Here is an 11,936-nt window from a genome sequence, read left to right on the forward strand (position 1 = left end):
CGTGCGAGCCTTCGTCGCCGGGCTGCTCCTGCTCGTGCTCGCCGCCTGCTCGGGGGGGCAGGAGGGGACGACGAGCGGCTACGTCAGCAACGACGGGAGCGTGACGGTCGTCGACCCCGGCGACCGTGAGAAGGCTCCGACGCTGGAGGGCGAGGACCTCGACGGCGAGCCGCTGTCGACCGACGACTACGCCGGCCAGGTGCTCGTCGTCAACGTGTGGGGCTCCTGGTGCCCGCCGTGCCGCGCCGAGGCCCCGATCCTGAAAGAGCTCTCCGAGACCTACGCCGCCGAGGGCGCGCCGGTGCAGTTCCTCGGCATCGTCAACCGCAGCAAGAACGCCGCCGCGCAGGCCTTCAACGACACCTACGGCATCGCCTATCCGAGCTTCGCCGACTCCGGTGGCAGCCTCGAGCTGCGCTTCGTCGACTCGCTGCCGTCGCAGGCCATCCCGACGACCTGGGTGATCGACGCCGAGGGCCGGGTCGCCGCGCGCGTGCTCGGCGAGGTCGACGCCGACATCCTCGGCGGGATCATCGACGAACTGGTCGACCCGTGAACGAGTGGCTGAGCGACACGGTGCTGTCCGGGTCGCTGCTGCTGGCGGTCCCGGTCGCGGTGGTCGCCGGGCTCGTCTCCTTCTTCTCGCCGTGCGTGCTGCCGCTCGTGCCCGGCTATCTGTCGTATGTGTCCGGCGTCGGCGTGCAGGACCTCGACAGCGACCGTCGGGGTCGGGTCGTGGTCGGCGCGGCGCTGTTCGTGGTCGGCTTCTCGGCGGTCTACGTCGCCGGGGGCGCGCTGTTCGGGGCCTTCGGGCTGCGGCTCGCGCAACATCAGCGGACCTTCTCGATCGTCGCCGGGCTGCTGGTGATCGCGTTGGCGCTGGTCTTCCTCGGCGCGGTCCCGCGACTGCAGCGCGACTGGCGGGTGCACGCCGTGCCGCGCGTCGGGCTGGCCGTCGCGCCGGTGCTCGGCGTGTTCTTCGGGCTGGGCTGGATGCCGTGTGTCGGCCCGACCCTCGGCGCGGTGCTCGCGCTCTCCGGGCAGGAGGCGACGGCGGGGCGCGGGGCGCTGCTGACCGTGTTCTACTGCGCCGGCCTCGGCGTGCCGTTCGTGCTGGCGGCGCTCGGCTTCGCCCGGTTCGGCCGGTCGACCGCCTGGGTCAAACGCCATCAGCGCGGGGTCCAGATCGCCGGGGCGGTGTTGTTGTCGATCGTCGGTGTGCTGTTGTTGACGGGATGGTGGGATGTGCTGATCTCTGACCTGCAGTCGTGGTCCGGCGGCTTCGGGACGCCGCTGTGAGCCCCCCGTCGAAGCGGCAGGGCGCCGCGCCGGCCCTCGGCCCCTGGGAGTTCGCGCGTTGGATCTGGACCCAGCTCACCTCGATGCGCACCGCGCTCATGATGCTGCTGTTGTTGGCGGTCGCGGCGCTGCCGGGGTCGTTCGTGCCGCAGACCGGCGTCGACGCGCGGGCGGTCGAGGCCTTCCGGCTGCGTCACCCCGACCTGTCGCCCTGGCTGGAACGGCTCGGCGTGTTCCACGTCTACAGCTCGCCGTGGTTCAGCGCGGTCTACCTGCTGCTCATGGTCTCGCTGATCGGCTGCATCCTGCCGCGTGCCCGCGTGTACTGGCGGGCGTTGCGCTCGCGGCCGCCGAAGGCGCCGAAGCGGTTCGAGCGGCTGCCCGCGTCGGGGTCGTTCGAGACGTCCGCCGACGTCGAGACGGTGCTGGCCGAGGCGAAGCGGCTGCTCGGCCGCGCCCGGATCGACGTCGTGGTCGAGGACGAGGCGGGCGAGGTCCGCGCCGAGCGCGGCTACCTGCGCGAGTTCGGCAACCTCCTCTTCCACGTCAGCGTCGTCGTTGTGCTGGTGGGGGTCGCGGCGGGCGCGCTGCTCGGCTACCGGGGCACGGCCACGATCACCGAGGGCGACCGCTTCTCGAACGTGCTCACCCAGTACGACGAGTTCAGCTCCGGCACCTGGTTCGACCCCGACGACCTGCCCGCGTTCAGCGTCCAGCTCGACGACCTCGTCGCGAAGTTCCAGCTCGACGGCCCGCAGCGCGGCGCCCCGCGCCTGTTCGAGGCGGACGGCACGTTCGTCGAGGGGGTCGACGGGGAGCCGGAGGCCTACTCCATCCGGGTCAACCACCCGCTGAGCGTCGGCTCCACCGACGTCTTCCTCGTCGGCCAGGGCTACTCGCCGGTGCTGAAGGTGACCGACGCCGAGGGGAACGTCGTCTTCGACGAGGCGGTGCCCTTCCTGCCCGAGGACGCCACCTACACCTCCGGCGGCGTCGTGAAGGTGCCCGACGCCCAGCCAGAACAGCTGGGGATGCGCGGCTTCTTCCTGCCGACGGCGGTCACGATGGGCGAGGACGAGGCGTCGGTGTCGCTGTTCCCGGCCGCCGCGAACCCATACTTGGCGATGCAGGCGTGGAGCGGCGACCTCGGCCTCGACGAGGGGACGCCCCAGTCGGTCTACGTGCTCGACACCGACGAGATGACTCAGATGACGAACGAGGACGGCGACCCGTTCCGGATCGAGCTGCAGCCCGGCCAGGAGACGACGCTGCCGGACGGGACGGTCGTGGAGTTCGTGGAGCTGCGGCAGTTCGCCCGCTTCCAGATCGCCTCGTCGCCGCTGGCGCGCCTGCCGCTCGGCGGCGTGGTCGCCGGGCTGTGCGGACTGGTGCTGTCGCTGTTCGTGCGGCCGCGTCGCACCTGGGTCCGGGCGCGTCGCGACGGCTCCCGTACCGTGGTGGAGGTCGCGGCGCTCGACCGCGTGCCCCGCGACGACCTCCCCGAGGACCTCACCGCCTTCATCGGCCGCCTGCGCGCGGCGGTCGACCCACAGGAGCCGTCATGACTCTCGCCGACTACGCCGAGTTCTCCAACTATGCCGCCGCCTCCGGCACGATCGTGCTGGCGCTGGCGTTCCTGTCGTACCTGGCCGAGCTGGTCTTCGTCCGCCAGGAGGCGAAGGTCCCGGCGGTGGTCGGCGCGGCGGAGTCGGGTGAGGTGCTGGTGGCCGAGGAGGAGGGTCCGGCCGAGAAGCGTTCGGCGGTCTTCTCGCGGATCGGGGTGGCGCTTACCGTGGTGTCGGCGGGGCTGCTGGTCGCGGCCGTCGTCACGCGCGGACTGGCCGCCGAGCGGGTCCCGTGGGGCAATATGTACGAGTTCGGCCTGACCGGCGTGTCCATCGCGCTCGTCGTCTACCTCGTCATGGTGCGCTTGGTCGCGGTGCAGTGGGTCGGCCCGATCGTCAGCGGCTTCGGCCTGGCGCTGCTCGGTCTGGCGACGGACGCCTACGTGCCCGCCGGTCCGCTGGTGCCCGCGCTGCACTCGTACTGGCTGGTGATCCACGTCGCCGCGGTGATGATCGCGGGGGCGCTGTTCCTGGTGGGCGCGGCGGCCTCGGCGCTGTACTTGGTGAAGGAGCGCGCCGAGCAGCGGGCTACGGCCGGTCCGATCCTGTCGCGCCTGCCGGTGATCGCCGCGATGGACCGCATCGCCTACCGGGTCACGGCCGTCGGCTTCGTCCTGTGGACCTTCGGCGCGCTGATCGCCGGTCCGATCTGGGCGCACTACGCCTGGGGCCGCTACTGGGGCTGGGACCCCAAGGAGGTCTGGGCGTTCATCACCTGGGTCGTCTACGCCTGCTACCTGCACGCCCGCGCGACCGCCGGCTGGCGCGGACGCCGTGCCGCGGTCATCGCCCTGATCGGCTTCGCGACCTTCCTGTTCAGCTACTACGGCGTCAACATCTTCGTCCCCGGCCTGCACTCCTACGCCAAGTGAGGCGGCGTCCCGCCGGGACGCAGAATGATGGGTTCGGGTCGTGATCGCTACCCGGATCCATCATTCTGTGTGCGCGGGGTAACGGACGATGATGGGTCGGGGTAGTGATGGCTACCTCAAGGCATCATCGTGCGTCTCCGGAGGGGGCGAGGCCGGTGATGAAGGCGTCGACAGCGAGAACGGGCCGATCTGCCTCACGGGCCTCTTCACGGCGGTGGTCGTCGCGGGGTGAACCGGCGTGGCGGGTGGAACTGTCACTGGGCAGGGGTAGCGTCGTCGACATGGGGGCACGAATCGAGGTCGACCGGCTGACGATGCGCTACGGCGAGGTCACGGCTGTCGACGATGTCAGTTTCACTGTCGAGCCGGGGGAGTTCTTCGGGCTGCTCGGGCCGAACGGCGCGGGCAAGACCACCACCTTGGAGACCGTCGAGGGGCTGCGCGCGCCGACGAGCGGCAGCGTCAGCGTCGACGGGCGCGACCCGGCCCGCCGTGAGCCGGACCTGCAACGTCGTATCGGCGTGCAGTTGCAGTCCTCGTCCTTCTTCGAGCGGCTCACCGCCGTCGAGCAGCTACGCACCTTCGGCGCCCTCTACGGCGTCGCCTCCGCGCGGCTCGACGAGTTGCTGGAGCAGGTCGGGCTCACCGAGAAGGCGGACGCCCAGGTCGAGGACCTGTCCGGCGGGCAGAAGCAGCGGCTGTCCATCGCCTGCGCGCTCGTGCACGACCCCGACATCGTCTTCCTCGACGAGCCCACCGCGGCCCTCGACCCGCAGGCACGACGCAACCTCTGGGACGTGCTGCGCGGCATCAACGACTCCGGCCGCACCGTCGTGCTCACCACGCACTACATGGAGGAGGCCGAGGAGCTGTGCGACCGGGTCGCCATCGTCGACCACGGCCGACTCCTGGAGCTGGACACGCCCACCGCGCTGATCCGCAGCCTCGACGCCGCCACGCGCGTCGGCCTCGACGCCGACGCGCTCAGCCTCGACGAGGCGCGGTCGCTGCCCGGCGTCGAGGAGGCGCGGGCGAGCGGCGGCTCGCTGGTGCTGAGCACCCGCGACGTGCCCACCGTGCTGGCCGAACTGGGCCGACGTGAGGCGCTGGCCGGCCTCAGCGTCTCGCAAGGGTCGCTCGAAGACGTCTTCTTGCATCTGACCGGACGGGAGTACCGCGCATGAGCGAGCAGTCCACCCCCGTGCGGGGCACGCCGTTGGCGTCCCTCACCGTCGCGATGTTCAAGGGCTTCATCCGCGACCGCATGACCCTGTTCTGGTCGATCGCCTTCCCGCTGATGTTCCTGGTGCTCTTCGGCGGCGTCTTCGCCGGGTCCGACGAGGCGAGCCCCACGCCGGTGATCGTCGTCGGCGACGTCGCGGTCCTCGACCACGCGCCCGACGAGGCGCGCGAGGGCATCGACCAGGTCCTCGACGTCACCCGGTCGAAGGACCTCGACGCCGCGCTGGCGAAGGTCGAGGAGGGCGACGCGGCGGCCGTCGTCACCCAGCGCGACGGCCAGGTCGAGGTGCACTACTCCGAAGCCGACATGGTCACCGCCGCGCAGGTCCAGGGGGTCATGCAGGCGGTCGTGCAGCAGGCCAACACCGCGATCTACCAGCAGACCACCGGCGACGCACCGGCCTTCACGATGACCACGAGCCAGGTCGAGGACGAGTCGATGCAGGCCATCCAGTACGTCACGCCGAGCCTGCTCGGCTGGGCCGTGGCCATGAGCGCGACCTTCGGGGCGGCCGCCAACCTCGTCGTCTGGCGCAAGAACGGGCTGCTGCGACGGCTGCGCCTCGCGCCGATCTCGACCGGCTCCATCGTCACCGCCCGGGTGGGCGTGAGCCTCGTCGTCGCGTTGATCCAAGCCGCCATCTTCATCGGCCTCGGCGTGCTCGCCTTCGGACTCACGCTCACCGGCTGGTGGCCGCTCGTGGTCCCGCTGCTGTTGGCAGGCACGCTCGCCTTCTTGTCGATCGGCATGCTGGCCGGAGCGGTCGCGAAGACCGAGGAGGCGGCGGTCGGCCTGGCGAACTTCATCGTGCTGCCGATGGCCTTCCTCTCGGGCAGCTTCTTCCCGCTCGACGGCGCGCCGTCGTGGATCCAGGCGGTCAGCCGGGCGCTGCCGCTGCGCCACCTCAACGACGGCATGCTCGACGTGATGGTGCGCGGCCAGGGACCCTCGGCCGTCGTCGTGCCGGTCCTGGTCCTTCTCGCCTTCGCGGCGGTGTTCACCACGATCTCGGCCAAGCTGTTCCGCTGGGACGCGACCTGAGGCGTCAGAGGCCGCGCAGGTAGTCCGGGTCGTCGTCGGGGCCGCGCGGGCCGGGCCGGGGCCGGCGGGGGCCGTTCGGTCGGAGCCGGGTCGTGCCGAGCAGGATCCAGGCGAGCGCGCCGACCGCCGGCACCAGCAGCACCACCGCGACCCACAGCGGCTTGGGCAGTCCCCGTACCCGGTCGGACGGTGTGGCCAGCGCGTCGAAGAAGGCGTAGATCACCAGAACGACCGCGACGGCGACGAGAATGGCCTTGCCCATGGCGTTCACCGTAGCGAACACGCGGATCCGTAGGCTGGGGCCATGTCGCCGTTCTGGTCCTACACCCTCGCCCGCCTCGGGCTCTTCGCCGTCACGTACGCGGTGTTCGCGCTGGCCGTCTTCGGGCTCGGCCTGATGGAGTTCGGCGACACCACGAACCTGCTGGTGTTGTTCCTGGCGCTCGTGGTCTCGTCGGTCGTCTCGTTCTTCACGCTCGCCCGACAGCGGGAGGCGCTGGCGCTGCGGCTGCAGGAACGGGCCGAGAAGGTCCAGGCGCGGATCGAGGAGTCGCGCCGTGCCGAAGACGTCGACTGAGCAGCGGGACTGGATCGCCGAGGCGGTCCGGTTGGTCGAGGCCGACGCGAACCGCAGCGCCGACACCCATCTGCACGTCCTGCCGATCCCGACGCCCGGCGTCGACCTGTACCTGAAGGACGAGTCGGTCCACCCGACCGGCAGCCTCAAGCACCGGCTCGCCCGCTCGCTGTTCCTCTACGCCCTGTGCAACGGCTGGATCGCCGAGGGGACGACCGTCGTCGAGGCGTCCAGCGGGTCGACCGCCGTCAGCGAGGCCTACTTCGCCGGGTTGCTCGGCCTGCCGTTCGTCGCGGTCATGCCGTCGGGCACGAGCCCGGAGAAGGTCGCGCTGATCGAGTGGCACGGCGGCGAGTGCCATTTCGTCGAGGAGCCGTCGCAGATCTACGACGAGGCGCGCCTGCTCGCGGCCGAGCGCGGCGGGCACTACATGGACCAGTTCACCTACGCCGAGCGGGCGACGGACTGGCGGGGCAACAACAACATCGCCGAGTCGATCTTCGAGCAGATGGGCGCCGAGCGGCATCCGGTGCCGGCGTGGGTCGTGGTCGGCGCGGGCACCGGCGGCACGTCGGCGACGATCGGGCGGTTCGTCCGGTACCGCCGCTTCGCCACGCGCCTGATGGTGGCCGACCCGGAGAACTCCGCCTTCCTCGACGGCTGGCGACGCGACACCTCTGACGCGGTGACGACGCGGTCCTCGCGGATCGAGGGGATCGGCCGGACGCGCGTCGAGCCGTCCTTCGTCGGCGGCGTGGTCGACGACATGCTGCGCGTGCCCGACGCCGCGTCCATCGCCGCCGCCCGCTGGGTGTCGGACCGGCTCGGCCGCCCCGTCGGCGGCTCCACCGGAACGAACGTCTGGGCCTGTCTCACGGTGGCCGAGCGCATGCGCGCCGCGGGCGAGGAGGGCAGCGTCGTCACGCTGCTCTGCGACGGCGGCGAGCGCTACGCCCACACCTACTTCGACGACGACTGGATCGCCGCCCAGGGTCTCGACCTCGCCGGCCCCGCCGCCGTCCTCGACCACTTCGCCCGCACGGGGCAGTTCCGTGGGTCGGTGCGCGACGCGAGTGTGGCGTAGGACACTATTCCGCCATGGCTTTCCCCTCCTCCGCCCTGGCGCTGGTCGGCGCGGCGACGTCGCCGGCGCGCCGGGCGGCCGACGCGCTGCGCCCCCGCTTCCGACCGGGCGACCTCGACGACCGCGACCCCGACTTCATGCGCGAGATCATGCCGGGCCTGTGGCTCGGCGTCACCGCGTGGTTCCGGCCGAAGATCCGCGGCCTGCAGAACATCCCGAAAGAGGGTCCGGTGCTGGTCGTCGGCAACCACACCGGCGGCATCGCCTCGCCCGAGGTGCTCATCTCGCAGCTCGCCTTCAGCACCTACTTCGGCGTCGAGCGGCTGCACTACCAGCTCGCCCACCGCATGGTGCTGAACTCGCCGGTCGGCTGGATCGTGCGCCGTTTCGGCACGGTCGAGGCCGATCCGGGCAACGCGGTCAAGGCGCTCGACGCGGGCGCCATCGTCACGGTCTTCCCCGGCGGCGACCACGAGGTCTTCCGGCCGAGCTGGCAGTCGGCGAAGATCGACATGGACGGCCGCAAGGGCTTCATCCGGCTCGCGCTGGCCAAGAACGTCCCGCTCGTGCCGATGGTCACCCTCGGCGGACAGGAGACGGCGCTCTTCCTCACCCAGGGCGAGGGGCTGGCGCGCCTCCTCGGCGTCGACAAGTCGATGCGGCTCAAGGTGCTGCCGGTCATGCTGGCGCTGCCCTTCGGCCTGCACCTCGGCCCGCTGCCGCACCTGCCCGCGCCGGCCAAGATCCACATCGAGGTGTTGGAGCCGATCGACCTGCGGGCCGAGTTCGGCGAGGACCCCGACCTCGACGAGATCTACGAGCACATCACCGGACTGATGCAGGAGACACTGACGAGAATGAGCGGCGAACGACGACTGCCGGTGATCGGATGAGGTTCGAGAAGAGGGTCCGCGTCGCGGCGACCCCGGAGCAGACGTGGCAGATCGTCGGCGACCCGCTGCGCCTCGGCGGGCTCAGCGGCCGGCTGGAGGTCGAGGAGCTGGGCGAGGCGCAGACGCCGGGGGCGGGCGCGCGGTACCGTACCGCGCTGCATGTCGGCGCGGTGCCGCTGGGCTCCACCGTCGAGGTCGTCGACTACCGGGAGGCCCGCGACCTCGCCTGGGTGACGCTCACCGGCATCGACCACCGCTTCCGGGTGATGGTCCGGCCGAAGGGCTCCGCCGAGTCGCTGGTGACCATGCGGTTCGCCTACGACTCGCCCGGCCTGATCGGCACGGCGGCCGACGTGGTGGCCTTCCTGCCGGTCCGCGCGGCCATGCTCGACCTGCTCGACCGGGTCGTGGCGGCCGTCACCGACTGATCAACCGGCGGCGAGCCCTGCCGCCAGGCCGGCGGCGAAGACCAGTTCGATGAGTCCCGCGTCGCGCAGGACGGCGATGAGGGCCGGGCCGGTCGCGCCGCCGAGCACGACCCGCGCGCTGCGGACCGCCCACGGCGTGGCGAGCAGGGCGAGCAGCGCCCACGGGGTGAAGGCGACTGCCGCCCAGACGGCCGTGGCCAGCGCGGTGAGCAGCAAGACGAGGTAGAACACGCGGGTGCGGCGGTCGCCCAGCAGCACCGCGAGCGTGCGCTTGTCGGCCTCGATATCGGTCGGGATGTCGCGCAGATTGTTGGCGACGAGGATCGCGCAGGCCAGCGCGCCCACGCCGATCGACGCGGCGACGGCGGGCCAGGTGACCTCCTCGATCTGCACGTACGCGGTGCCGACGACGGCGACGAGCCCGAAGAACACGAACACGCTCACCTCGCCGAGCGCCCGGTAGCCGTAGGGGTTCGGGCCGCCGGTGTAGGTCCACGCCGCGCCGAGGGCCGCCGCGCCGACCAGGAGCAGCCACCACGTCGTCGTCGCGGCCAGGACCAATCCGAACACCGCGCCGAGGGCCAGGAAGCCGAGTGCCGCGATCTTCACCTGTCGCGCCGGGACCAGGCCGGAGCCGACGAGGCGCAGCGGGCCGACGCGGTCGTCGTCAGTGCCCTTGACGCCGTCGGAGTAGTCGTTGGCGTAGTTGACGCCGATCTGCAGCGCGAGCGAGACGCCGAGCGCCAACAGGGCCTTGCCCCAGACGACGGAGTCGGCGCAGGCGGCCGCCCCGGTTCCGGCGAGGACGGGGGCCACGGCGGCGGGCAGCGTGCGGGGGCGCGCCCCGGCGAGCCAGAGGCGCAGTCCGTGCGGGGGCGTCGCGGTCGGCTGATCGGTCATGGGGCACGAGTCTGCCAGCCGGGCGCTCGGTACGGTGGCGGGGTGGATCGTCCGTTCCCGTGGGGGCTCGTCGTCATCGGTGTCCTGCTGGGGTGGGGCACGTCGACCGTCGACGACGGCTGGGTGCGCTACGGCGGCCTTCTCGCGGTGATCGTCGTGGCCTGTGCGCTCGGCTATCAGATGACGCAACGCGACCGGGAGCGCGCCGAGGCCGTCGAACGGGAGGCGCAGGAGGTCGTCGACCGGTGGGCCGAGCCGCCGAAGGAGGAGGCGTGAGCGCCGGGCTGCGGCCGGTCAGCGGTGACGCCGCCGAGCTGGTCCCGCTGCTGCGCGACTGGCTCGACGGTGGCGAGCCGCTGTGGGTGCGCACCAGCGGCAGCACCGGACGGCCCAAGGACGTCGTGCTGTCGCCGCGCGCGGTGCGGGCGTCGGCGGAGGCCACCCACGCCCGGCTCGGCGGGGCGGGGCAGTGGCTGCTGGCGGTGCCGCCGACCGGGGTCGCGGGTCTGCAAGTGCTGGTGAGGTCGCTGCTCGCCGGGCTGGAGCCGGTCGCCTCGCTCGACGGTTACACCGCCGATCGCCGCTACGCCTCGCTCGTGCCGACGCAACTGCACCGGCTGCTCCTCGCCGGGGAGGCCGGGCCGTGGGCCGACCTCGACGCGGTGCTCGTCGGCGGCGGCCCGATCCGTCCGTCGCTGGTCGAACGGGCGGCCGAGGCCGGGTTGAACGTCGTGCGGACCTACGGCATGTCCGAGACCTGCGGCGGCTGCGTCTACGACGGATTCCCGCTCGACGGCGTGCGGATGAAGGTCGAGGACGGCCAGATCCTGCTCGCCGGCGACGTGCTCTTCGACGGCTATGTCGGACGGCCGCGCGAGGGGGAGTGGTTCGCCACGAACGACCGCGGCGAGATCACCGGCGGCGAGCTGCGCGTCCTGGGGCGGATGGACGACATCGTGGTCAGCGGCGGCGTCAACGTGCCGCTCCCGGCGGTCGCCGCCGCGCTGGCGGAGGCCGACGGGGTCGCCGACGCGCTGTGCGTGGGGATCCCCGACGAGGAGTGGGGGACGCAGGTCGTCGCGCTGGTCGTGCCGGGCGAGGCGGTGCGTCCGGACGCGGTGCGGGTCGAGCGGCTGCGCGACGCCGTCGAGGACGGCGGCCTGCCGAGGTCGTGGGCGCCGCGCCGCGTCGAGCTGGTCGACGCCCTGCCCATGCTCCCGAACGGCAAACCCGACCGCCTCGCCGCGCAGGCGGTCTTCACCCGCTGAGGCTCACCAGGGCTCGTCGCGGGTGGCCTCGGTGACGGCCTCCAGGATGGGGGTGGAGCCGGCCACCAGATTCCACTGGTGGCGGACCGCGCGGCCGTCGTCGAGCACGGCGGCGATGGTCGCCGCGACGTCCTCGCGCGGGATGTCGGAGCGTTCCACGTCGCGGTCGAGGATGATCCTGCCGGAACCCGGCGAGTCGGTCAGCCTTCCCGGTCGCAGGATCGTCCAGGACAGGTCGGTCGCCCGCAGTGCCGCGTCGGCGTCGCGCTTGGCGGCGACGTAGGCGCGCCAGACGTCGCCGGCCTCCTCGGCGACCGGCTCGTCGACGTCGATGGCCGACACCTGCACGAAGCGGGCGACGCCGAGCGCCTGGGCGGCCGCGATGGAGCGCAGCGAGCCCTCCAAGTCGACGGTCTGTTTGCGTTCGACGCTCCCGTCGGGTCCGCCGCCGGCCGCGAACACGACGGCGTCGGCGCCGCGCAGGGCCGAGCGGAGGGCGTCGTCGCCGTCGTTCTCGATGTCGAACAGGCGGGTGTCGACGCCCGTGGCGGCCAGCTCCTCGGCCTGTTCGGGCCGACGGACCAGGGCGCGCGGCCGGTGTCCGGCGTGCAGGAGGCGGGGGTGGAGGAGACGGGCGATCTGCCCCGCGCCCCCGACGATCGCGATCGTGGCCATAAGGCCACCCTATGTGGAGGCTAGGCTCGCT

The 11,936-nt window shown here is 72.2% G+C and carries 15 protein-coding genes; 12 read left to right on the plus strand and 3 right to left on the minus strand.

Translation table 11 applies throughout. The features are described from left to right. Position 1: 1 nt before the first annotated feature. From QM621_RS14260 to QM621_RS14285, 6 genes are all read left to right on the plus strand, one after another. On the plus strand, positions 2–556 hold the full coding sequence (locus tag QM621_RS14260) for a TlpA family protein disulfide reductase (protein ID WP_414991051.1): 555 nt from the start codon (positions 2–4) through the stop codon (positions 554–556). Next, positions 553–1,299 carry a cytochrome c biogenesis CcdA family protein gene (locus tag QM621_RS14265; protein WP_414991052.1) on the plus strand — a complete coding sequence of 249 codons (747 nt, stop codon included), beginning with the start codon at positions 553–555 and terminating at the stop codon, positions 1,297–1,299. The genes QM621_RS14260 and QM621_RS14265 overlap by 4 nt, the downstream gene beginning before the upstream one ends. Next, positions 1,296–2,864 carry a cytochrome c biogenesis protein ResB gene (locus QM621_RS14270; protein WP_414991053.1) on the plus strand — a complete coding sequence of 523 codons (1,569 nt, stop codon included), beginning with the start codon at positions 1,296–1,298 and terminating at the stop codon, positions 2,862–2,864. The genes QM621_RS14265 and QM621_RS14270 overlap by 4 nt, the downstream gene beginning before the upstream one ends. Continuing rightward, a complete protein-coding gene (gene ccsB, locus QM621_RS14275) occupies positions 2,861–3,796 on the plus strand; it encodes a c-type cytochrome biogenesis protein CcsB (protein WP_414991054.1) in 936 nt (311 codons plus the stop codon). The genes QM621_RS14270 and ccsB overlap by 4 nt, the downstream gene beginning before the upstream one ends. 281 nt (positions 3,797–4,077) lie before the next feature. After that, entirely contained in the window at positions 4,078–4,980 is a 903-nt protein-coding gene (locus QM621_RS14280) for an ABC transporter ATP-binding protein (RefSeq protein WP_414991055.1), read from the plus strand. Continuing rightward, the gene (locus QM621_RS14285; protein ID WP_414991056.1) at positions 4,977–6,080 is read left to right on the plus strand and encodes an ABC transporter permease; all 1,104 of its coding nucleotides are present in this window, start codon (positions 4,977–4,979) and stop codon (positions 6,078–6,080) included. The genes QM621_RS14280 and QM621_RS14285 overlap by 4 nt, the downstream gene beginning before the upstream one ends. A gap of 4 nt (positions 6,081–6,084) precedes the next feature. On the opposite strand, the gene QM621_RS14290 is transcribed toward QM621_RS14285, so the two are convergent. After that, positions 6,085–6,342: a PLDc N-terminal domain-containing protein gene (locus QM621_RS14290; protein ID WP_414991057.1), complete on the minus strand. Its 258-nt coding sequence runs from the start codon at positions 6,340–6,342 to the stop codon at positions 6,085–6,087. A 42-nt stretch (positions 6,343–6,384) separates the two neighbouring features. On the opposite strand from QM621_RS14290, the gene QM621_RS14295 reads away from it, so the two are divergent. From QM621_RS14295 to QM621_RS14310, 4 genes are read left to right on the plus strand one after another with little or no spacing between them, the layout of a single operon-like run. Beyond that, positions 6,385–6,657, plus strand: coding sequence for a DUF4229 domain-containing protein (locus QM621_RS14295; RefSeq protein ID WP_414991058.1), 273 nt, complete (start codon positions 6,385–6,387; stop codon positions 6,655–6,657). Beyond that, positions 6,638–7,741, plus strand: a complete 1,104-nt coding sequence (locus QM621_RS14300; RefSeq protein ID WP_414991059.1) for a PLP-dependent cysteine synthase family protein — start codon at positions 6,638–6,640, stop codon at positions 7,739–7,741. The genes QM621_RS14295 and QM621_RS14300 overlap by 20 nt, the downstream gene beginning before the upstream one ends. Positions 7,742–7,755: 14 nt before the next feature. Further along, positions 7,756–8,634: a 1-acyl-sn-glycerol-3-phosphate acyltransferase gene (locus tag QM621_RS14305; RefSeq protein ID WP_414991060.1), complete on the plus strand. Its 879-nt coding sequence runs from the start codon at positions 7,756–7,758 to the stop codon at positions 8,632–8,634. Next, positions 8,631–9,062 carry an SRPBCC family protein gene (locus tag QM621_RS14310; protein WP_414991061.1) on the plus strand — a complete coding sequence of 144 codons (432 nt, stop codon included), beginning with the start codon at positions 8,631–8,633 and terminating at the stop codon, positions 9,060–9,062. The genes QM621_RS14305 and QM621_RS14310 overlap by 4 nt, the downstream gene beginning before the upstream one ends. On the opposite strand, the gene QM621_RS14315 is transcribed toward QM621_RS14310, so the two are convergent. Next, on the minus strand, positions 9,063–9,962 hold the full coding sequence (locus QM621_RS14315; RefSeq protein ID WP_414991062.1) for a 1,4-dihydroxy-2-naphthoate polyprenyltransferase: 900 nt from the start codon (positions 9,960–9,962) through the stop codon (positions 9,063–9,065). Positions 9,963–10,004: 42 nt separating this feature from the next. Between QM621_RS14315 and QM621_RS14320 the strand changes: the two genes are divergently transcribed. Next, positions 10,005–10,238, plus strand: a complete 234-nt coding sequence (locus QM621_RS14320; protein ID WP_414991063.1) for a hypothetical protein — start codon at positions 10,005–10,007, stop codon at positions 10,236–10,238. Further along, a complete protein-coding gene (locus tag QM621_RS14325; protein ID WP_414991064.1) occupies positions 10,235–11,230 on the plus strand; it encodes an AMP-binding protein in 996 nt (331 codons plus the stop codon). Before QM621_RS14320 ends, QM621_RS14325 begins: the two co-directional genes overlap by 4 nt. A 3-nt stretch (positions 11,231–11,233) precedes the next feature. Here the strand turns inward: QM621_RS14325 and QM621_RS14330 are convergent, their stop codons facing one another. Further along, entirely contained in the window at positions 11,234–11,905 is a 672-nt protein-coding gene (locus QM621_RS14330; protein ID WP_414991065.1) for an SDR family oxidoreductase, read from the minus strand. Positions 11,906–11,936 lie beyond the last annotated feature (31 nt).

Source organism: Aeromicrobium sp. (assembly GCF_047606445.1).
In the GTDB taxonomy this organism is placed as follows: domain Bacteria; phylum Actinomycetota; class Actinomycetes; order Propionibacteriales; family Nocardioidaceae; genus Aeromicrobium.

Bases quoted from the DNA above. Each gene is read 5' to 3' on its own strand.
- ccsB (WP_414991054.1), top strand. From the start codon at position 2,861: ATGACTCTCGCCGACTACGCCGAGTTCTCCAACTATGCCGCCGCCTCC.
- QM621_RS14280 (WP_414991055.1), top strand. From the start codon at position 4,078: ATGGGGGCACGAATCGAGGTCGACCGGCTGACGATGCGCTACGGCGAG.
- QM621_RS14285 (WP_414991056.1), top strand. From the start codon at position 4,977: ATGAGCGAGCAGTCCACCCCCGTGCGGGGCACGCCGTTGGCGTCCCTC.
- QM621_RS14290 (WP_414991057.1), bottom strand. From the start codon at position 6,342: ATGGGCAAGGCCATTCTCGTCGCCGTCGCGGTCGTTCTGGTGATCTAC.
- QM621_RS14295 (WP_414991058.1), top strand. From the start codon at position 6,385: ATGTCGCCGTTCTGGTCCTACACCCTCGCCCGCCTCGGGCTCTTCGCC.
- QM621_RS14305 (WP_414991060.1), top strand. From the start codon at position 7,756: ATGGCTTTCCCCTCCTCCGCCCTGGCGCTGGTCGGCGCGGCGACGTCG.
- QM621_RS14310 (WP_414991061.1), top strand. From the start codon at position 8,631: ATGAGGTTCGAGAAGAGGGTCCGCGTCGCGGCGACCCCGGAGCAGACG.
- QM621_RS14315 (WP_414991062.1), bottom strand. From the start codon at position 9,962: ATGACCGATCAGCCGACCGCGACGCCCCCGCACGGACTGCGCCTCTGG.
- QM621_RS14330 (WP_414991065.1), bottom strand. From the start codon at position 11,905: ATGGCCACGATCGCGATCGTCGGGGGCGCGGGGCAGATCGCCCGTCTC.